18 protein-coding genes, 1 pseudogene and 2 riboswitches are annotated in these 21,935 nt (G+C 39.8%); of the genes and pseudogenes, 18 read left to right on the top strand and 1 reads right to left on the bottom strand.

What is annotated here, in order from left to right; all coding sequences use genetic code 11:
• Position 1: 1 nt before the first annotated feature.
• The 18 genes and pseudogenes from ACIRUQ_RS11205 (at position 2) to ACIRUQ_RS11120 (ending at position 19,960) form a co-directional block, all read left to right on the top strand.
• Positions 2-742, top strand: coding sequence for a lantibiotic immunity ABC transporter MutG family permease subunit (locus ACIRUQ_RS11205; RefSeq protein ID WP_021737750.1), 741 nt, complete (start codon positions 2-4; stop codon positions 740-742).
• A 14-nt stretch (positions 743-756) separates the two neighbouring features.
• Positions 757-1,419: a response regulator transcription factor gene (locus tag ACIRUQ_RS11200; protein ID WP_005609473.1), complete on the top strand. Its 663-nt coding sequence runs from the start codon at positions 757-759 to the stop codon at positions 1,417-1,419.
• Positions 1,407-2,783 carry a sensor histidine kinase KdpD gene (locus ACIRUQ_RS11195; RefSeq protein ID WP_055291177.1) on the top strand — a complete coding sequence of 459 codons (1,377 nt, stop codon included), beginning with the start codon at positions 1,407-1,409 and terminating at the stop codon, positions 2,781-2,783. The genes ACIRUQ_RS11200 and ACIRUQ_RS11195 overlap by 13 nt, the downstream gene beginning before the upstream one ends.
• A 181-nt stretch (positions 2,784-2,964) precedes the next feature.
• Positions 2,965-3,681: an AAA family ATPase gene (locus ACIRUQ_RS11190; RefSeq protein ID WP_006856526.1), complete on the top strand. Its 717-nt coding sequence runs from the start codon at positions 2,965-2,967 to the stop codon at positions 3,679-3,681.
• A 67-nt stretch (positions 3,682-3,748) separates the two neighbouring features.
• Positions 3,749-4,240 carry a hypothetical protein gene (locus ACIRUQ_RS11185; RefSeq protein WP_005334878.1) on the top strand — a complete coding sequence of 164 codons (492 nt, stop codon included), beginning with the start codon at positions 3,749-3,751 and terminating at the stop codon, positions 4,238-4,240.
• Positions 4,241-4,293: 53 nt separating this feature from the next.
• A pseudogene (locus tag ACIRUQ_RS11180) lies at positions 4,294-4,518 on the top strand (hypothetical protein); the annotation flags it as partial.
• Positions 4,519-4,544: 26 nt separating this feature from the next.
• Entirely contained in the window at positions 4,545-4,778 is a 234-nt protein-coding gene (locus tag ACIRUQ_RS11175; protein WP_055291175.1) for a hypothetical protein, read from the top strand.
• An 88-nt stretch (positions 4,779-4,866) separates the two neighbouring features.
• A riboswitch (cyclic di-GMP riboswitch) is annotated at positions 4,867-4,942 on the top strand.
• A 59-nt stretch (positions 4,943-5,001) separates the two neighbouring features.
• Positions 5,002-5,220 carry a hypothetical protein gene (locus tag ACIRUQ_RS11170; protein ID WP_156331010.1) on the top strand — a complete coding sequence of 73 codons (219 nt, stop codon included), beginning with the start codon at positions 5,002-5,004 and terminating at the stop codon, positions 5,218-5,220.
• Positions 5,221-5,300: 80 nt separating this feature from the next.
• A complete protein-coding gene (locus ACIRUQ_RS11165) occupies positions 5,301-6,233 on the top strand; it encodes a GGDEF domain-containing protein (protein ID WP_242853636.1) in 933 nt (310 codons plus the stop codon).
• 177 nt (positions 6,234-6,410) lie between these two features.
• Positions 6,411-7,496 carry a transposase gene (locus ACIRUQ_RS11160; protein WP_055290736.1) on the top strand — a complete coding sequence of 362 codons (1,086 nt, stop codon included), beginning with the start codon at positions 6,411-6,413 and terminating at the stop codon, positions 7,494-7,496.
• A 559-nt stretch (positions 7,497-8,055) separates the two neighbouring features.
• Entirely contained in the window at positions 8,056-10,899 is a 2,844-nt protein-coding gene (locus ACIRUQ_RS11155; RefSeq protein WP_242853604.1) for a response regulator, read from the top strand.
• Between the two features lie 28 nt (positions 10,900-10,927).
• Positions 10,928-12,850: a hybrid sensor histidine kinase/response regulator gene (locus tag ACIRUQ_RS11150; protein WP_021740556.1), complete on the top strand. Its 1,923-nt coding sequence runs from the start codon at positions 10,928-10,930 to the stop codon at positions 12,848-12,850.
• A 174-nt stretch (positions 12,851-13,024) separates the two neighbouring features.
• The gene (locus ACIRUQ_RS11145; RefSeq protein WP_055290276.1) at positions 13,025-13,798 is read left to right on the top strand and encodes a DUF134 domain-containing protein; all 774 of its coding nucleotides are present in this window, start codon (positions 13,025-13,027) and stop codon (positions 13,796-13,798) included.
• A 208-nt stretch (positions 13,799-14,006) separates the two neighbouring features.
• Positions 14,007-14,213, top strand: a riboswitch (cobalamin riboswitch).
• 47 nt (positions 14,214-14,260) lie between these two features.
• Positions 14,261-15,487, top strand: a complete 1,227-nt coding sequence (locus ACIRUQ_RS11140; RefSeq protein ID WP_055290277.1) for a sirohydrochlorin cobaltochelatase — start codon at positions 14,261-14,263, stop codon at positions 15,485-15,487.
• Positions 15,488-15,638: 151 nt separating this feature from the next.
• The gene (locus tag ACIRUQ_RS11135; RefSeq protein ID WP_055290278.1) at positions 15,639-16,208 is read left to right on the top strand and encodes a hypothetical protein; all 570 of its coding nucleotides are present in this window, start codon (positions 15,639-15,641) and stop codon (positions 16,206-16,208) included.
• Positions 16,209-16,224: 16 nt separating this feature from the next.
• On the top strand, positions 16,225-17,751 hold the full coding sequence (locus ACIRUQ_RS11130) for an ABC transporter substrate-binding protein (protein ID WP_055290279.1): 1,527 nt from the start codon (positions 16,225-16,227) through the stop codon (positions 17,749-17,751).
• Between the two features lie 104 nt (positions 17,752-17,855).
• A complete protein-coding gene (locus ACIRUQ_RS11125) occupies positions 17,856-18,860 on the top strand; it encodes an iron ABC transporter permease (RefSeq protein ID WP_021740551.1) in 1,005 nt (334 codons plus the stop codon).
• A complete protein-coding gene (locus ACIRUQ_RS11120) occupies positions 18,857-19,960 on the top strand; it encodes an ABC transporter ATP-binding protein (RefSeq protein WP_055290280.1) in 1,104 nt (367 codons plus the stop codon). The genes ACIRUQ_RS11125 and ACIRUQ_RS11120 overlap by 4 nt, the downstream gene beginning before the upstream one ends.
• Positions 19,961-20,319: 359 nt before the next feature.
• On the opposite strand, the gene ACIRUQ_RS11115 is transcribed toward ACIRUQ_RS11120, so the two are convergent.
• Positions 20,320-21,660, bottom strand: coding sequence for a uracil-xanthine permease family protein (locus tag ACIRUQ_RS11115; protein WP_055290281.1), 1,341 nt, complete (start codon positions 21,658-21,660; stop codon positions 20,320-20,322).
• Between the last annotated feature and the right edge of the window lie 275 nt (positions 21,661-21,935).

The raw sequence follows: 21,935 nt of genomic DNA, 5'->3' as shown, positions 1-21,935 counted from the left end.
GATGATTGGAAGATCTCTTAATGCAGACTTGCGAAAGATGAAAGGAACATCTGTGATTCTGGCACACTTACTGATTCCGATTATAACCAGCGTTATATTTTTAATATATTACTTTTTTTCACCATGGAATGAAAATATGAAAGTGATTGCATTTTATCAGGCAATAGGAGCAGGACTTCCGGTACTTATTGGAATTTTTACAGCAAGTGTGATGGAACAAGAACAAAATGCAGGTAATTTTCAAAACCTGTTGTCTTTACCAGATAAACTTACAGCATTTTTATCGAAACTGTTGATGCTACTGGTTTTGTGTCTGTGCTCTATCCTATTGACAGCAATCATATTCGGAATTGGATTTGGAAGAATCGCATCAAGCGATATCGAAATCATGAAAGGATGTATATTTGCAGCATTGCTGCTGTGGGGAAGCAGTGTTCCACTTTATCTGTGGCAGCTGATTCTGGCTTTTCAGTTTGGAAAAGGGGTATCCATTGGAGCAGGGATTATATCAGGACTAATTAGTGCATTGATGCTTACCGGACTTGGAGATTATGTGTGGAAATATGTATTTGTCTGCTGGACGGGTAGAGTACCATATACTTATCTGCAATCTGTATTGGGAGAAACTAGTGTAGGTGAATGGTTGTCATTCATACCAGGTTGCTTAATATTTACAGGGATTAGTATGGTATACTATTTTTGGTGGGTAAACCACTGGGAAGGAAACAGAATATCGGAATAGAATCGAGGGAAACTATGGCAAAAATACTGGCAGTTGATGATGAACCGGCAATTTTGGAAATGATAGAAAGCATTTTGAATAAGGATGGACATCTGGTTACCAAAGTAAGTAATCCACTAAAAATTAATATGGAAGAATTACATCGTTATGACCTGATTTTACTGGACATTATGATGCCTGGAATGGACGGCTTTGAATTATGCAAAAGAATCAGGGCACTTGTGGATTGTCCGATTTTGTTTCTTACGGCAAAAACGGAGGAAAACAGTCTGGTAAACGGACTTTCTTTAGGAGCAGATGATTATATTTCAAAGCCATTTGGAGTGATGGAACTTCGGGCAAGGATCAATGCACATCTTAGAAGAGAGCACAGGGAACATTCTGTCCGGATGGTTTTGGGAAGGGTCTGTATTCAAATATCTCAAAAGAAACTATTGGTTGATGATAAGGAACTTCCTCTTACGAAAGCGGAGTACGAAATCTGTGAATTTTTGGCTAAAAACAGAGGACAGGTTTTCTCGAAGGAACAGATATTGGAAGCGGTCTTTGGCTTTGACAATGAGAGTAATGACAGTACTATAATCACGCATATCAAAAATATAAGAGCAAAATTTGCGGATTATGATTATACACCGATAAAAACAGTCTGGGGGATTGGATATAAATGGGAAGAGTAAAGAGAAGCAATGCACTCAGCTGGATTTTTATGAGATATGTACTGGTCATGCTTGGATCATTAGTAGGTTTGGTGATTGTTGCTTGGCTGCTGCTGTCCCTTTTGATTAGTGTGGGCTGTATCTATCCGGCGAATTATGCAGAGCAAAAGATTAATGAAGCATATGATACGATTTTACGTGCGGATAAAGTAACTGCTGAGATGATTCCTGCACTTTGTGATTATATAATCTTTTCAGAGAATGGAGAGAAAATAGGTGGAGATCTGTCAGAACAATACGAACAGATAGCATGGAATGTTGCAAAGTACGGAAACGCATCCGGGAAATATTTTTATAAAGTAATTGTAAGGGAAAATGAATATGCTGTATTGCAATATCGCCTGACACCTCAATATCATTCAGCTTTTTTGAGGGAGCATTTTATAGAACCACAGAATGTGATGAGTATTATGTCAGTGATTGGAGCGGTAGCGATTATCATCATTCCGTCCATACGTTTTGGAAAAAGAATCAAAAAGCAGATGCAGCCTGTATTAGATGCAATCGGACAAATAAAGGATCAAAATCTGGAATATGAGACATCCTGTTCCGGTATCAAAGAGTTTGATGATTGTTTATCGGCAATCGATGATATGCGAGATGCATTGCGAGAATCTTTAGAAAAGCAGTGGAAAACAGAGCAGGAAAAGAAACAACAGATGTCTGCTTTGGCGCATGATATTAAAACACCTCTTACGATTGTACGGGGAAATGCAGAACTACTTTCAGAGACTGAACTGACCACAGAACAGAAGAATAATATCACTTATGTTTTGAACGGCACAACACAGATACAAAGTTATGTAAAACAGTTGATAGATGTCACAAAATCATGGAATTGCAGTGATGTTACCTATACAACGGTGAGGTTAGAAGATTTTTTCGCAGATATAAAGGAACAGGCACTCGGACTGGTAGAAATCTATCACCAGAAAATAGATTGGAAGGCGGGACAAAGTGATAAAAAGGTAACGATTGCTTATGATCCAATGTTCCGGGCCGTAATGAATGTGATTCAGAATGCAGTGGAGCATACAAAAGAAAATGGAATCATTTATATTGACGCAAAGGAGCAGGATGGCCGGCTGACATTCATTGTGGAGGATAGCGGATCAGGATTTACAAAAGAAGCATTATTGCATGGCACAGAGCAGTTTTTTATGGATGACACAAGTAGAAATGGCGAAGCCCATTATGGGATGGGACTATTTTTTGCAAAAACTGTGGCTGAAAAATATGGTGGAGGTATTAAACTTTCAAATTCTGAAAATACAGGTGGGGCGAGGGTAGAAATATTTTTCCTGAGTAGTCAAGAAACAAGCTAAATAGACCGCAATTAAGCTATGTAAAAGAAATTTTGCCCATTTTTAAAACAAACAGAAATACAAATTCAAGTTTGCAGAATTGAGAAAATAGGGATTGACCGAACTGAAGGTGAAGAATGCTTCTTGTCTAAAGGGCAAGAAGATGGGGATTAGAAAGTGTTTTTTACAAGGAGGTGATTAGGTGAATGATCAATTCATACAAGGAGTAATATTTGATTGGGATAAAATTGATAAGGATAGTTATCTGAAGGGAATCAGGGCTTTTAAGGGAGTTGAAAAACTTGATTTTAACAAACCAATTACTTTTTTTGTAGGGGAAAATGGCAGCGGTAAATCAACTTTATTGGAAGCACTTGCCGTAGCACATGGTTTTAATCCTGAGGGTGGAACGAAGAATTATGTTTTTTCTACCCATGATACACATTCAGAGTTGTGTGATGCGATAAGAATTGCCAAAGGCTATCGGAAGGAAAAGTGGGGATATTTTCTTAGGGCAGAAAGCTTTTATAATGTTGCAACGCAGGAAGAAGAATATGCAGATATTACACATCCTTCCGCTAAATATCATGAAAAATCACATGGAGAGAGTTTTCTCGCATTAGCACAGAATAATATGAATCCAAATGGCTTGTATCTTTTTGACGAGCCGGAAGCTGCATTATCGCCGCAGAGACAGCTTACATTGTTGATGCAAATATACAGATGTGCAAAAGAGGGAGCACAGTTTATTATAGTTACGCATTCGCCAATTTTGTTAGGAATACCAGATGCAGATATCTATTGTTTTGATAATGGACGCATACATCTGTGCGAATATGAGGATACAGAGAGTTACCAGGTAACAGAAATGTTTATAAATAATAGGCAGATGCTGTTGGATAGATTACTAACAGATTAGATAATAAAGAAATCGATTAATTCAAATTTGGAGAATTGAGAAAATCGGGATTTGAGGAGAACAATGAATGGCAACATGGAGTGGTATAAGGAAAAAGTTGGAAACGGAATATCTGGCTCAAAGTCTGCAAGGTCATATTCAGTATTATGCAACATCATATAGCAGGAGTCACGACCATGAGGGACGGGCGGCGATAAGATATGATGGAAAAGAAATCATCAAGGGATGCTATTGGAACAATTGGGCGAAAGCAGACATGTTTCCTCAAGACGAAAAATACGAGAAACGCATGAAAGTAGAAAATGCGTATATGGACGATACAGCTATAAAATTGGGTATTTTTGACCAACGTTGTTTTTATAATGCGTTTGCAGAGTTTGATAATCAAGATATTGAAGCGAGTCTTAAAAGTGAAAATTTAATCGTAAAAATATTTGCTGTATTGGATAGACGAGTTGGTAAACGGAGATTAAGAATTATGAAAGAAACTATAATGGAAGAACCAGATACATTCCAAGAGTTTTATGCGATTCGGGCAAAAGCAGAAGGACTGTTATAAAGTTTATCGGGGGCAAATAGAACAAAAACCGAAAATTAAGGAGGGCAAGGTAAATGGAGCGAATCATCAATTATAGAGATATACCTACAGATAAAAAAACTGATATTTTAAACGCTCTTGAGAAAATAGGTTTTTTTCCCGCATACGGCGGGGTGAAAATAATGCAACGGGTTATGGAAAAATCGGTTCCGGGTTCAGGTCCGCAATTCTATTTTGTTTTTCGCGAAGATAAGTTGCTAGGGTACAATTTTCTCATTGGTGACACTAAAAGATATAAAACGGTGGTATCATCAGTCAGTTAAAGATGCAGAATGAAATGAAGCTGACGGATGAAAGCTGGATCAGCTATCAGCAAGGAAAAGGCAATGAAGAATATCAGAAGTATATGGAAGATCTGACGGATATGCAGAATCATGTACTGCCGTATTTGCAGAGTTTTTGCAGTCTGGAAGGAAACAGTGATGTCAATGCTGCGTGGACTTCAGAAGTAGAAGAACAGTTCGAGTATATGTATCGGCTGTTCTTTTTTTATTTTTGAACTTTAAAACGGTAATGCTTTTCTTGTGTACAGTAGAGTGCTATAATATAATAAAACCAGTTTTTTTGCATAAGTATTAAAGGTATAATATGGAAATTGGCAAACCAGATGAAAGTCTGGGTCGCAAAGCTACAGGGCCTGTAAAATGGCAGCCAGTTGCATGAAATGAGGTGCACTGTCTGTCTGACAGTGCTTTTTTTGAGGAATGATTTATCAACAGAAGATGAAAGGAAAACGTGTGGCGCTTTTGAACAGAAACACCCGGAATGAAGAGTTTGCGGATTTTGCAGACAACAAAGGATTTACATATGTTCCATCTTATTTTGATAATGCATTCCAGGAAGATGCTGAAAAGTGTATTGCCGTGGGTATGAACACTCATTTGGCAAAACCTCTGGATATTGAAAAGATGAAAAATACTATTAAAGATATTTGTCCCTAATATAGGGAGAAAATAAATGAATAGCATAGTTATTGAAATGAATGTTATTTGAGATTCGGGATAAATGGTGAAATGGTGAAATGCAGACAAGCAAGAAAAATAAAAATATAATAGGTATTATACAGAGTTTCCTTATATTGATATTAGTGGTTCTTATTATTTGTATGATGATTCAGATTAGCAGGCTGCAGGGGACAGCACGCGTAATAAATTATGCAGGTCTGGTACGTGGAGCTACACAGCGCGAAGTAAAATTAGAAATTACAGGAAACCAAAATGATGAATTAATTAAATATTTGGATGACATTCTTCTTGGATTGAGATATCAGGATGGACATTATAATCTGGTAAAACTCAGTGACGAAGAATATCAGGAGAAATTGAAAATCCAGAGTGATTACTGGGATAAATTGAAAACAGAAATTGAAGCAGTAAGAAACAAGGGATACGAAAATACAGACATTGTTAATATGAGTGAAATATATTTTGCGATGGCAGATGAAACTGTCTCTGCCGCAGAAAGCTATTCAGAAAAGATCGCTACAAAGATTCGTACTATAGAGCTTTTGTCGGCACTTGATATGTTGATTCTGGTGATATTGGTTATTATGCAGACTCTAAAGGCAATGCAGATGGCAATGCAAAACAGATTGCTGGAACAGAAAGCATTCATAGATGCCCATACTGGGCTGCCAAATAAAAATGCCTGTAATGAGCTTCTTAATAAAAAAGATATAATTACAGGTTCTACAGCATGCATAATGTTTGATTTAAATAATCTAAAAACTGTAAATGATACAATGGGACATTCCGCAGGAGATCAGTTAATAATGAATTTCTCAAAGCTTTTGCGAAGTGTTATTCCAGAAAAGGATTTTGTTGGAAGATATGGCGGAGATGAGTTTATAGCAGTCATTTATCATACAAATGAGGCGGAAATTAAGGAAATATTAAAAGTTTTGTACAGAGAAAAAGATAGATCTATAAATGAGCAAGTTCGTGATTTTGCATAAAAGAAAGACACCTCGATTCCATGTGTTGTATAATGAAAGTGCCAAAACAAACATTTGCAACATTTACGAAAGAAGGTGTCTCTCGCAAATACTATACATCATTCCTCATTCATATACAACCAGTTTAAAAAATTAAACTTATGCAAATTTTATTCGAACCGAGTAATAAACCATCTTATGAGTATCCTAATCAGTATTTTCATTTCAGGATATCATGGAAAAACCACGGACTTTGCTAAAAACAGTTCCTGCCACAGAACTACGATTGCCCATTTCCTCAATTCCGGAAAATGGGATGATTCCTTACTTTCAGATACGTTAAAATGCTCTGTCATTGAGATTATTTATTCAGAAGCAGCACGCACCGGAAAACCTGTTCTCTGTATTGTGGACGATACGATTGCTTCAAAGACAAAGCCTTCGTCACAGGCTTTACATCCGATTGAAGATGCGTATTTTCACCAATCCCATTTAAAGGGAAAACCGGATTACGGGCATCAGGCAGTTGCTGTTATGCTTTCCTGCAATGGCATTGTTCTGAACTATGCTTTTGTAATGTACAATAAGTCAATTTCCAAGATTGACATTGTACAAAGCATTGCAAAGGAGCTGCCTGTTCCACCGGTAATGTCCTATTTTCTTTGCGACTGCTGGTATGTTTCTGAAAAGATAATCAATACCTTTGCACAGAGAGGGTTCCATACCATCGGTGCTTTGAAAACAAACCGTTTGCTGTATCCATCGGGAATGAAAAAGAAACTTCGTGAACTGGCCGCCGAATTGTCTGTTACACATCGTGAATTTGACCTTGTGACAGTCAAAAAACGAAACTATTATGTGTACCGGTACGAGGGAAACCTCAACGGCATAGAAAATGCGGTAGTTCTTTTGAGTTATCCGGAAAAAGCATTTGGTAATCCCAAAGCATTGCGTGCTTTCATCAGTACAAACGCAGCCCTGTCTACACAGGAGATTCTTTCCTGGTATGTGTGTCGATGGCCGATTGAAGTATTTTTCCGCCAGTGTAAGGATAAACTGGCACTGGACAGCTATCAGATACGCTCTGCACAGGGAATCAAAAGGTACTGGCTACTTATGTCACTGGCACATTTCATGTGTGCAGTGGGTACTGGTAGGTTCTGTTCGTTTGAAACTGGATATCACGAAATCTGTGATACCATTCAGCTGGAAAAGTATCGTTATCTTTTTCAATGCGCAAAGGAAAGCAATGATTTTGATTCATTTATGAAATTCGCAGTGTAGTTTTGTGCAATTTTTCAAATTTGCTCATTTATAGGATAGATTAAATAGTTATGAAAATCAAATACCAATCGACTATGCATGCGGATGGGCATTATCCTCCGATAATATGTCGTGTACAATGCAGATGTTATTGGATGATGCAGATGCTAATATGTATAAAAATAAACAGTTATGCAAAGAATATACTGGAAGAAGGATTAAGACAAATAGCATAAAAGGAATAAGAATATAGGACAGGGACTGTCCGAATTAACGCCTGTGGAGATAGTAGGTTACGAGGTCTGCGAAGCAGGAAGCCCATTGGCTTTAGACAATGGGTAGTTCACTTATATAATAAAGAGTAAAAGAATGTAATTACTCTGTTAGTAAATTGGCGCAAGTTGGCTGTAGAGTATAATTATAGTAAAAGTACAGCAGAAGCTGTCGCAAAGATATTTATAAAAATGTTGTGGAGGTATTGAACGTTAATGAATATAAAATTAAAATCTGGAAGCAAGCAAGCGACTGTAGCCTGGAGGGTGGGAGAAAGATGAAGAAGTGCAAATTAGTACAGAATATAATGAATTTCAAATTTTGTTACATTATATTTTGCACAATTATATGTTTTATTGTTTTATCCGTTCCTACATTTGCCAAAGAAAACTCTGACAATGTTATCCGGGTAGGATCTTTTGAAGAAACTTATAATACCGTCAATGAAAAGGGAGAAAGAAGCGGCTATGGTTATGAGTATCTTCAAGATATTGCAGGTTATGCAGGATGGACATATAAATACATAACAAGCGATTGGAAAAACTGCTTTACACAGTTGGAAAATGGAGAGATTGACATTCTTGGTGGTATTTCCTATACAGACGAACGTGCTGAAAAAATGCTTTTTTCCGATATGCCTATGGGGGAAGAGAAATATTACATCTATACGGATGCATCCAATATGGATCTTACAGCAGGAAATTTGGATTCTTTTGAGGGAAAAAATATTGGTGTGTTTAAAGATAATATAGTGGAGGATGTGCTTAATGAATGGGAATCAAAATATGGTCTGCATACGAAGCATATCAATGTTTCTACAAACACAGAAATTATGGACAAACTGTCGAACCATGAAATTGACTGCTTCGTTTCGCAAGAAGACCCCCGTTGGGAAGAATCGGATATTTCACCGCTTACAAGTATTGGAGAGACAGAAATCTATTTCGCTATAAATCCAGAACGTCCGGATATCAAAGAATCACTGGATAGTGCTATGCGCAGAATCAAGGATGACAATCCATTTTACACTGATGATCTCTACAGGCGTTATCTTTCTGCACAGAGCAGCTCGTTTCTTTCAAAAGAAGAAAGGGAGTGGATCGGGCAGCATGGAGCAATCAGGATAGGGTATCTGAATCAGGATGGAGGTATCAGTAGTGTAGATTCATCAACAGGTAAATTGACAGGTGTTATCACAGATTATGTGGATCTTGCAGAAAATTGTCTGCAAGGTCAGACTCTGGAATTTGAATTAAATGGATATGATACAAGAAGTGAACTGCTTCAGGCATTGCAGGATGGAAAAATAGACCTGATTTTTCACGCAAACCAGAATCCATACTTTGCGGAAACAAATGGATTTGATTTGTCGGATACGCTGTTGACTCTCAATATGGCAGCAATTACGGCAAAGGATTCTTTTGATGAGAATAAAGAGAATATAGTTGCTGTTGAAAAAGATAATTTTGTATTGAAAGCATATCTTTCATACAATTATCCACAATGGGAGGTTATGGAATATGAGACATCAGATGCAGCAGTAAAAGCAATGCAGAAAGGGGAGGCAGATTGTATTGTAAGCAATTCAGGTACTGTTTCAGACTATTTGAAAAATAATAAGCTTCATAGCGTTTTCCTGACAAAAGAAGATGATGTTTCATTTGCTGTTCAGCAGGGAGAACCGGTTCTTTTGTCCATTCTGAATAAAACACTGACATCTATGCCTACAACTCAATTTTCAGGTGCAGTAGTTTCGTATAATGCTTCCTCACGAAAAGTTACAGCGAAGGATTTTATTCAGGACAATTTACTGGCTGTCTCACTCATAGTTGGAATCTCTATTTTTGTTGTCCTGTGTATAATTCTTGATTCTTTGAAAAAATCAAAACGTGCGGAAGAAAAATCCAAGAAGTCTGCTGAGCAGGCATTGAAGCTGAATCAGGAGCTTGAAGAAAAACAGCAGGAATTACAAAATGCACTTGTAGAAGCACAGAGTGCCAATAAGGCTAAGACCTCCTTTTTAAATAATATGTCTCATGATATCAGAACACCGATCAATGGTATTATTGGCATGCTTACGATTCTTGAGAAAAGCGGAAATGATGCTGAGAGGGCAAAGGATTGCATGAATAAAATACATGAGTCATCGAAGCTGCTACTATCATTGATAAATGATGTTTTAGATATGGCAAAGTTAGAATCAGATACAGTGGTTTTTGGTGATGAATCCATCAATCTGGATCAGGTATGTCAGGAAATCACGGAGTCACTATCTTTTCAGGCAGAAGAAAAAGGACTTCATGTTATAGGAGAACATGATGATTACAGTGGTATATATGTTTGGAGCAATGCAGTTCATCTGAAAAAAATATTGATGAATCTGTTTACAAACAGTATGAAGTACAATAAGGTGAATGGTTTTATTTACATGAGTATGAGAACGATTGAAAGATCAGAAGATCACATAACATGTGAATTTAAAATAAAAGATAATGGAATTGGAATGTCAGAAGAATTTATAAAAAATGAATTGTTTACTCCATTTGTACAGGCAGATAATTCCCCACGTTCTGATTATAATGGGACAGGTCTGGGAATGCCTATTGTGAAACAACTTGTAGAAAAGATGGGCGGAACCATAACTGTTGAAAGCAAGCTTGGTGAAGGAAGCTGTTTTACTGTAATACTTCCATTTAAAATTGATACGAATGCACGGCCAGAAGAAAAAGAAGATTTTGATGCAGATATATCAGATATCCGGGTATTGCTGGTTGACGATAATGAGCTGAATGTGGAAATAGCAGAATTTATGCTGACGGAAAATGGAGCTAAAGTAGAAACAGTGAACAATGGGTTAGAAGCTGTTCGGCATTTTGAAGCTTCCGAACCGGGAACATACGATGTTATTTTAATGGATGTTATGATGCCGGTGATGGATGGTCTTACTGCTGCAAGAACAATAAGAGACCTGGAACGGAAAGATGCAAAAACAATCCCTATCATTGCTATGACTGCAAATGCATTCAGGGAAGATGCCGAAAGGTGTATGGAAGCAGGAATGAACGCACATCTTGCAAAGCCGTTGGATGATGAAAAAATTAAGCAGACCATAAGCGAAGAGTTGAGAAAGCAAAATGCCTGTCATGAATGATTATGAGGCAAAAGGCATGTGAAATACGATGATGAAAAATAACTATATAAAACAAAAAAGAAAAGATCAAAATCCGGTAAATCATTGGAAAATTTTTGAGGGACAGTTGGTATTCCTTCTAGCAATGGTGATTTTGTTTGTTGTTGCATATACTTTTATTTTACAACAAGCATATACCAAAACTGCTCTGAAAACAGAAATTGAACGAGATATTTCCAGTGCAGATGCGGTTCATAAGCTGGTAAATGACAGACTGGGACGAAAAGATTTTAATGAAATAAAAAGTAAAGCTGATGAGAATACAGAACTATTCAAGAATATGTCGACATATATGAATGAAATCAGAACACTGAATTCTACGAGATATATTTACACAGCAACCAGAAATGAAGACGGTAGATTGATTTACGTTGTAGACGGACTGGATCCATCGGCTGGTGACGTCAGACATCCAGGAGATCCGATTGAAAAGGAGATGGTTCCTTATATAGAAAAAGCACTTTCTGGAAAAACAGTATATTCTCAGGATATTGTTGATACAACATGGGGACCTATTTTTACAGCCTGTTATCCTGTGACAGCGGAAGATGAATCTAATGAAGTGATAGGTGCTTTCTGCATAGAAATGGATATGCAGAAAGCGTATGGAATGGTTGAGAAGACGAATAAGTTAAGTATTGTATTGGGATGCATTACAGCGTGTATTTTGTTAATATTATGTACCTGTGGATATTCTGTATATAAGAAGCAAAAAGAAAATGAGCAGAAACAGCAAAAACTGTTGCAGGAAGCTGTAAGACTGGCCGATTCAGCTAATAAAGCAAAATCAACATTTCTGTTTAATATGTCTCATGATATTCGTACCCCTATGAATGCAATCATTGGATATGCAGAATTGGGAGAGAAACATTTAAAGGAGCCAACTATATTAGAGGATTACTTTGAAAAAATATTATTGTGCGGAAAGAAAATGCTGCATTTGATTGATAACATTCTTGAATTAGCACGAATCGAAAACAACCAAGCAACGCTGGATGAAACAATAACAGATGTTTCTAAAAACTTTGATTTATGTATTGATATGTTTAGGAAACCGATAGAAGAAAAACATCAAACACTGAAAGTCAATAAGAACATTCGATATCCATACCTGTATATGGATGATGCAAGATTATCTGAAATTACGATTAACATTTTGAGTAATGCTGTGAAATACACGGGTGAAGGCGGTAACATAAGCTGTACATTGAACCAATATCCCGGCGAAAAAGAAGGTTGGAGTGTATTAGAGTTTATCATAGCAGACAACGGAATCGGAATGTCAGAAGAATTCCAAAAACATATTTTTGAATCATTTTCACAGGAACGATCTTCGTCAGACAGCGGAATAGAAGGTAGCGGACTTGGCATGGGAATCGTGAAGAAACTGGTGGATTTAATGAATGGCAAGATCACAGTTCAGAGCAAACCGGGAGCAGGTTCTACTTTTACAATCACGCTTCCATTAAAAATAGCAAATGCGGAAGAAAGGAATCCGAAACATGCAGACGGTCAGTTGAATATCAAAAAACTGGAAGGAAAAAGGGTTCTTCTGGTAGAAGATAATGACTTGAACGCAGAAATTGCAACGGAACTTTTGACGGAAGAGGGAATCATGATAGAAAGAGCGGAGAACGGCGTTGCATGTATTGATATGTTTAACAAAGCAAAGCAAAATTACTACAGTCTGATTCTGATGGATATTCAGATGCCGATTATGAACGGATATGAAGCATCCAGGAGAATTCGAGAACTGAAAGACGGTAACAAATCGCAGATTCCAATTGTTGCAATGACAGCAAATGCGTTTGAAGAAGATAAGAAGATGGCTTTGGCAAGTGGCATGAATGATCATGTTGCAAAACCAATAGATATGAATGTATTATTGCCGACTATTATGAAATATATGTAAAGGAAGAAAGAAGGACACTGATTTTGGAAAATGCGTGGTATTTCAGAAATGTACTTGTCAGTACAAACTATAATAAGCTAAAAAACTATAATTGAAATGGGTATATGTCAGATATGTTATTGACATATGCCCGTAATTGCACTATTATATAAGAAAAGCAAAAAGGAGCAGTTTATGCCAAGACCAGTAAAATGCAGAAAAGTCTGCCATTTCCCGAATGTTCTGGAATTTTTTCCGACAGGTGATTATGAGAAAAAAACTCCCATTGTTCTGACAGTCGATGAGTATGAGACAATCCGTCTTTTGGACAAGAAAGGTTATAGTCAGGAGCAGTGTGCTGAATCTATGCAGATTGCAAGAACAACGGTTCAGCGAATTTACGAGATTGCCAGAAAGAAAATAGCAGATGCACTTATTGACGGACATCCACTCAGAATTGAAGGCGGGGATTTCAGAATCTGCGATGGTCAGGGAAGTAACTGTAATCTTGGAGGATGTTACAAGCAGGAACTTTATCAAAAATATGCAGTGGAAAAAGGAGAGAGTATAATGAGAATAGCAGTAACATATGAAAACGGACAGATTTTTCAGCACTTTGGACACACAGAGGCGTTTAAGATTTACGATGTAGAGGAAGGAAAAGTAGTATATTCAGAAGTAGTAGATACGAATGGAAGCGGACATGGTGCATTGGCGGGAGTTCTTAATGCATTGAATGCAGATGTTCTGATTTGTGGCGGAATCGGAGGCGGTGCACAGATTGCGTTAGCGGCAGCAGGAATTAAGCTTTTCGGAGGAGTTTCCGGAGATGCGGATAAGGCAGTGGAAGCTTTTATTAATGAAACACTGGATTATAATCCAAATGTTAAGTGTTCTCACCACGAGCACAGCCACGGGGAAGGACATACATGTGGCGAGCATGGATGTGGAAGCCACAGCTGTCATTAAGAAAAATTCTTGTGGTCAGGATCGACAGCAGAGGTGTAAGTCCGAAGTGTACAAGTATGTAGTTTGATGGAGAAAGTGTGCGTTCAGATATTGAAATCTTTTATCGGATATGTTAAGATATTTTTAAGTTCATAGAAAGAGATAAAAGGTGCCGGAAGTCGGCAGTTTTGTAAGAAAAATAATCCAACGCTGTTAACTACGATTGGAGCAGCAGAGGGTTATTTTTGGTTACAGGAAAAACGACGGATGGTTAAAAGGGAAACAGGTGTAAATCCTGTACGAATCCATCACTGTGATAAAGGAGTACCGATTCGAATACTGGTCACTGATGCGGATTAACAGATCTGTGTTGGGAAGGCGGAAGCGGTGCAATGATCTTTCAGTCAGGAAACCTGCCGGTTGTCTGGTATCGGGAGAACCGTACCCTGTGAAGAATAATAGATACTCAAAGGAGAAGAAGAGATGAAAAAGAGAATGATTGCCTTAGTGGCAGTATTCGCTATGGCAGTTGGAATGCTTGGCGGATGTGGAAACAACAACAGTGCAGATGCAGGAAAAGACAATGCAGTCAGTGCAGCAGGTGAGACAAGTGCAGCAGAGGAAGATTCCGATCAGGCGAAAGCGGATGAAGTAGCTGCATTGATCGATGCGATCTATGTACAGGAAAGAACAGACAAGACAGATGAGCAGTGTGAGGCTGCAAAAGCTGCATGGGATAAACTGACAGATGCTCAGAAAGAATTAGTAGAAGGTGAAAATGCTGATCCGGATTATTTCGGAAGAGATACAGGTGATGCGTCCAAAGATGATCCGCTGAATCAGGATGAGATTGGAGAAAATGAGATTCTTGTTGTAAGTTTTGGTACATCTTTCAATGACAGCCGTGTAGCAGACATCGGTGGTGTCGAGAAAGCAATTCAGGCAGCAAATCCTGATTGGTCTGTAAGAAGAGCATTCACGGCACAGATCATCATTAACCATGTACAGGCAAGAGATGGTGAAAAAATCGATAATGTAGATCAGGCACTTCAGAGAGCTATTGATAATGGTGTAAAGAACCTGGTTGTTCAGCCAACTCACTTAATGCATGGTGCTGAGTATGATGAACTGGTAGAGGCACTTGATAATTATAAAGATAAATTTGAATCTGTAACAGTTGCTGAACCGTTACTTGGTGAGGTAGGAGCAGATGCAACAGTTGTAAATGAAGACAAAGCAAAAGTAGCTGAGGATATTACAGCAGAAGCAGTAAAAGATGCCGGATATGATTCTCTGGAAGCAGTAAAAGCTGACAGTACAGCATTCGTATTTATGGGACATGGAACATCTCATACAGCAAAAGTAAGCTACAGCCAGATGGCTTCCCAGATGGCAGCACTTGGATACGATAACGTATTTGTCGGAACTGTAGAGGGTGAGCCGGAAGAGACAGCTTGTGAAGCAGTTATTGAAGCAGTAAAAGCAGCTGGATATAAAAATGTTATTTTAAGACCATTAATGGTTGTTGCTGGCGATCATGCAAACAATGATATGGCAGGCGATGATGATGATTCTTGGAAGAGTATGTTTACAGCAAGCGGAAACTTCGATAAAGTTGATACACAGATTGCCGGTTTAGGTGAGATTGAGGCTGTTCAGCAGATTTATGTGGATCATACAAAAGCAGCTATTGATTCTTTAGGTAAATAAGAGATACATAGCGTAGTAAAAAGTAAAAAATGATATCCAATCTCACAGCAGGAATGATTTTTTCGTTCCTGCTGTGAGTTGCGTATGGAAAAAATACAGTTAAGTTTTTGATATGTGGATATAGAAAAGTTGTTCACAGGAGAAAGGAAATATGAAAAGAAGAATTGCAGTATTAGCAGCAGTATTTGCACTGGCAGTTGGCATGCTTGGTGGTTGTGGAAATAATGCACAGCCGGCAGCAGACAGTACAAAAGCGGAAGAAAACAGCATGGATACGAGCGCGCAGGATGAAATTGTGAAGGATACTGCTGATGAAGCACAACAGCCTTCGGATGACGTACAGATACCGGCATTGGAAGATGGTATATACGATGCTGAATTTAATACAGACAGCAGCATGTTTCATGTTAACGAGGCAAATGACGGACGTGGCACCTTAACGGTAGAAAATGGAAAGATGACGATTCATGTCAGTCTGACATCCAAGCACATTGTGAATCTGTTTGTGGGAACAGCAGAGGGTGCTCAGAAGGATGGAGCCGAGATTTTACAGCCTACTACAGATACTGTTACTTACAGTGACGGATCTACAGAGGAAGTGTATGGATTTGATGTCCCAGTAGAAGCACTGAATCAGGAGTTTGATCTGGCACTTCTTGGAACAAAGGGAACCTGGTATGATCATAAGGTCAGCGTATCAGATCCGCAGAAAGTAGAGTAGAGGGATTTCTCAACAAATGAAAAAGAAAAAAATAGCGGCAGTTATTTTAGCTGTCATGATAGGTATTACCGCATTTTCCGGATGCGGGACGAAGGAAAATAAATCACCGGCAGATACTTCCGGTACAGGATCCAGTGTGGAAGCGCAGGAGGATACCGGCAAGGAGGCGGGTGCCGATACAACGATGCTGGAAGATGGAATGTATTCTGTCAATGTGGAACTGCAGGGCGGCAGCGGCCGTGCTACGGTAGATTCCGTGGCAACTGTGACGGTGACGGATGGTCAGGCGATGGCCACGATTGTATGGAGCAGTACATATTATGATTATATGATTGTAGATGATGAAAAATATCTCAATGAAAATGAGGGCGGAAATTCAACGTTCACCTTCCCGATCACAGGAGTTCCATGTGAGATGGAGGTAATCGGGGATACCACTGCAATGAGCACACCGCATGAAATTGAATATACGCTTGTATTTTCTTTTCCGGAAACCACAAGCTTCAATGAGCTGAACTGTGAGGGACATATGAACCTGGCATATGCCGATCAGTTCAGCATAGAACAATATGGAGCATATAAACTGATAACGATCGTTGATAGCGGTCGTTATTTGCTTGTCCCGAAAGGCGTGTCCGTGCCGGCGGATGTGCCATCAGACATCGTGGTGCTACAGCAGCCGCTGACAGATGGATATCTCGTTTCCAGCGCAGTCATGGATCTCGTATGTAAGACAGGAGCACTTTCCTGTATTAAGTTTACCGGGTTAAAAGAAAAGGACTGGTATGTGCAGGAAGCAGCAGATGCCATGAAAGCAGGGGAACTGGTATATGCTGGAAAGTACAATGCACCGGACTATGAACTTCTGCTTGGGCAGGGGTGCAAATTTGCCATTGAAAACAGTATGATCCTGCATAATCCGGAAGTTAAGGAAAAATTGGAAGAACTTGGAATTCCGGTTCTGATCGAGCGTTCCAGTTATGAGAAGCATCCGCTGGGACGACTGGAGTGGATCCGGCTCTTTGGTGTGCTGTTTAATCAGGAGCAGAGTGGAACGGCATTTTTCCGGGAACAGGTAGAACGCGTACAGCCGATTCTGGAAAAAGAAAATACAGGAAAGACCGTGGCATTTTTTGCGGTATCATCAGATGGAACGATCACCGTCCGCAAACCGAATGATTATGTATCTTCCATGATCGATCTGGCAGGAGGTGTATATTCCCTGAACGGATATCTGGAAGAAGAGGATAATGCACTTTCCACATTGAAAATGCAGATGGAGGATTTTTATGTGGCAGAGAAAGATGCAGATATTTTGATTTATAATGGAACCATTGAGGGCGAACTGAATTCCGTGGATGAGCTGATCGCAAAAAACAGTCTGTTTGCTGATTTTAAAGCAGTTCAGTCCGGTGATGTCTATACCACGGGCGGCAATTTTTACCAGGAAACAAGTGCGACCTGTGATTTTATCGAAGATCTGAACAAGATTCTGACGGATAGTGGTGATACAGATTACCGGTTTATCCAGAAATTAAAATAATGACAAACAGCGATTTTTCAACCGGAAACGGCAGATTTTGTAAATTGCAAGCAGAAATATTGCCGGAAATACGCTGAAAAGAGAAGGTAAAGGAAGTTGAAAAAGTGAAAAAACGGTATACGATAGCATTTATAATATTTGTCTGTGCATTGTGTGCCCTCTTTCTGTGGAATGTAGGGGTAGGCAGTGTCAATATGTCTTTGGGAGATTTTTTTGCGATGTTTGGAAAAGGCGGCAGTGATTCCACGTTGTATCAGATTATCTGGAAAATCCGTCTGCCGCGTATTACAGCAGCAATCCTGTTAGGAGGCGCATTGTCTGTATCCGGTTTTCTGCTTCAGAGTTTTTTTCAGAATCCAATCGCAGGTCCGTATGTGCTGGGTATTTCTTCCGGTGCAAAACTGGTAGTTGCAATGACTATGATCATCTGCCTGCAGAGAGGAGTTGCATTGAATTCAGCCGGAATGGTAATTGCGGCATTTGCAGGCTCCCTGATTGCCATGGGTTTTGTACTGCTGATCTCCTTTCGAGTGTCGAAAATGTCATTGCTGGTGGTTTGCGGTATTATGATCGGTTATATTTGTTCCGCCATTACAGATTTCTGTGTAACCTTTGCAGATGATTCCAATATCGTCAATTTGCATAACTGGTCACTGGGAAGCTTTTCAGGAATGACTTGGGAAAATGTGCAGATGATAGTTGTGATAGTTGCGGTTGGTGTAGTCATTACCTTTTTGCTTGCGAAACCCATTGGGGCTTACCAGATGGGGGAAACGTATGCAAGAAATATGGGCGTGAACGTGAAGCTTCTGCGTATCGGGCTCATCCTGCTCTCCAGTATGCTTTCTGCCTGCGTCACTGCTTTTGCGGGACCGATCTCTTTTGTGGGTATCGCAGTGCCGCATCTGGTAAAACTGATGACCAAAACAGCAAAGCCGATTATTCTGATTCCGGGATGTTTTCTGTTTGGCGCTGTAATCACATTGTTTTGTGATGGAATTGCAAGAACACTATTTGCACCGACAGAAATCAGTATCAGCTCCGTGACGGCAGTATTTTTGGTACCGGTTGTTATTGCGGCAATGCTGAGAAAGCAGGGGAACAGATGATGGAACTGAGAACAGAAAATTTAGTAGTCGGATATGACAAACATCCGCTGATAAAAAATGTAAATCTGCGTGTGAAATCCGGAGAGGTTCTGACATTGATCGGACCAAATGGAGCCGGAAAATCTACAATATTAAAAACAATAACAAAACAGTTGAAAATATTGGGCGGTGCGGTGTATATCGGAGATACATCCATGAGCAATATGCGGGACAGTGAAATTGCCAGAACTCTTTCTATGGTTATGACGGAACGACTGCAGACAGAGCTGCTCAGCGGCAGGGATGTGGTGGCATCCGGACGTTATCCGTATACCGGAAAATTTGGTATTTTATCAGAGGATGACTGGGCGAAAGTCGATGAGGCCATTGCGTTAGTACATGCACAGGATGTGCAGGATCAGGATTTCCGAAAAATGAGTGACGGACAGCGGCAGCGTCTGATGTTGGCCAGAGCGATTTGTCAGGATACAGATATCTTGTTGCTGGATGAGCCAACATCTTATCTGGATATGGGATTTAAATTGGATATTCTGGCAAATATCCGCATGCTTGCCAGAGATCGGAATTTAGCAATTATTATGTCCTTACATGAACTGGATCTGGCACAGAAAGTGTCGGATACAATTGCCTGTGTAAAAGGAGATCACATCGACCGCATTGGTACACCGGAGGAAATATTTGCAGGTACGTATGTGCAGAAATTGTATGGCGTGTCTGATACCAGTTTTGACCCAGTTACCGGAGAAGTGTTTTTGAATCCTTCCAGGGGTACACCTGAAGTGTTTGTTATAGGCGGAGGCGGAAGCGGTATCGCCGTATATAATCGTCTGCAGCGGCAAAGTATCCCTTTTGTGGCAGGTATTTTGCAGGAAAATGATATGGAATATCAGACTGCCCGTGCACTGGCGACGGAAGTTATTTTTCAGAAGGCATTTTATCCGCTGGAAGAATCCCAGATCGCAGATGCAAAAAAATGGATCGATCAGTGTGAATCGTGTATTTGTACACTGGATCCGGAAAAATTTGGCCCACTGAATGAAGCCAACCGGCAGCTTATGGAATATGCGAAAGAGAAGCAAAAACTGGAAGTAAGAAAATAAATATTAGAATGTGTAAACAAGATTTTGGTGTTTTTCTGCCTGAATCCCAGTATAGTATGATAGAAAAAGTCGTTGACCGTTCAATAGATGAATGGTCAGCGACTTTTTTTATTTGATAGGAAATTACGTTGAATTTCCTATCAAATAAAAGCACTTCGTGCAAACAATGCACACTCGCACGAGAAGAAATGATTGCTTCGCAAGCGTGCTCGGCGCGGACAAGAAAGATGTGCTGTTGATGCTTTTGTCCGCGAGAGTGTGTGATAGCACACTTTCTTGCATTTGACAGGAAACTACATCGATTTTCCTATCAGATAAAAGTACTTCGTGTAGATATTATTCGTGTGCATTTTAATAGATTATCTTTTTTTGGAAGAACTTTCAAACTGATATTCATTTCCAGGAAGAATCGCATTCAACACGATACCAACAATAGCTGCCAGAGCAAGGCTGGTCAGTGTGATGGCTGTACTGCCGATATGGAAAGTCAGACCATTTGAAAAACCGAGACCGCAGACCAGGATACATGCTGCGATGACAAGATTACGGGATTTTGTCAGGTCTACTTTGTTCTCCACAACGTTTCGAATGCCGACAGCGGAGATCATTCCATAGAGAATAAAGCTGATTCCGCCAATGATGGCTGCCGGAAGAGAACTGATAATCTCTGCCATTTTTGGTATGAAGCTGAGGATAACCGCATAGAAGGCTGCCAGACGGATGACTCTCGGATCATATACGCGGCTCAGCGCCAGTACGCTGGTATTTTCTCCGTAAGTTGTATTTGCCGGTCCACCGATTAACGCAGAGAGGGCAGTTGCCAGACCATCTCCGAGCAGTGTGCGGTGAAGTCCCGGATCTTCGATAAAGTTTTCTCCTACCGTTGCGGAAATAGCAGAAATGTCTCCTACGTGTTCCATCATGGATGCAATAGCGATCGGTGCCATGGCAAGGATAGCTGTGATATTGAATTTACAGAGAAAAAACTGTGGTACACCAACGATAGCTGCATTAGCCACACCGCTGAAGTTTAAGATGGCGCTCCCATCTGCGCATGTCATACCGGCAGCGTTCATGATCAGTGCTGCCACATAGGATACGATGATTCCCATGAGGATCGGGATGATCTTGAACATACCTTTGCCCCAGATATTGAAAATAATAACAGTGGCAAGTGCGATCAGAGCCAATGGCCAGTTGGTGGATGCATTGGAGATCGCGGAAGGTGCAAGGCTCAGTCCGATACAGATGATGATCGGTCCGGTTACAACCGGCGGCAGGAAACGCATAACGCGTCGTACACCGATAACTTTGATGATCAGGGACAGAAGCAGGTAGAGCAGTCCGGCAATCAGTACACCGCCGCATGCGTAAGGAAGTTTTTCACCGTAGCTCATGTCTGCAAAGATGCCTGTGTCTAGATTTGCGACTGTCTGGAAACCACCCAGAAAGGCGAAAGAAGAACCGAGAAATGCCGGTACTTTGAATCTGGTCATCAGGTGGAAGAGCAGCGTTCCGATTCCGGCACAGAACAGTGTGACCTGAATGGATAAACCTTCGCCGTGGAAATACGTGTTTACCAGTACCGGAACGAGAATCGTTGCACCGAACATGGCAAACATATGCTGAAGACCAAGAATCAGCATTTTCGGAAGGCCAAGCGTTCTTGCATCATAGATGCCGTTTTCGTTTGTTTTCATAAATACATTCTCCTATTTTATGATGATTTGATAGTTATAAATCTGACATTCAAGAATGCCCTCGGCATTCTTGCTGCGAGATGTACGTCATGCAATGCATGATATATTCCCCTGTGCATCTCTGCAATCCTGCAAAGCAATTTTAATATCAGACTCTAACAAATCAGTATAACGGAAATTCTTAGAGAGAGCAAGGGAATTACAATGATTTCGGTTGACTTATAACTGTGAATCCGTTATTCTTGAAGAAATGAGAAGTGTTATTAGGAGGTTTT

Origin of the sequence: Eubacterium ramulus, from assembly GCF_045002895.1 — a bacterium.
GTDB classification, from domain to species: Bacteria; Bacillota; Clostridia; order Lachnospirales; family Lachnospiraceae; genus Eubacterium_I; species Eubacterium_I ramulus.
Note: the sequence above shows the minus strand (reverse complement) of the source record. Positions and strands in the feature narration are given on the sequence as shown.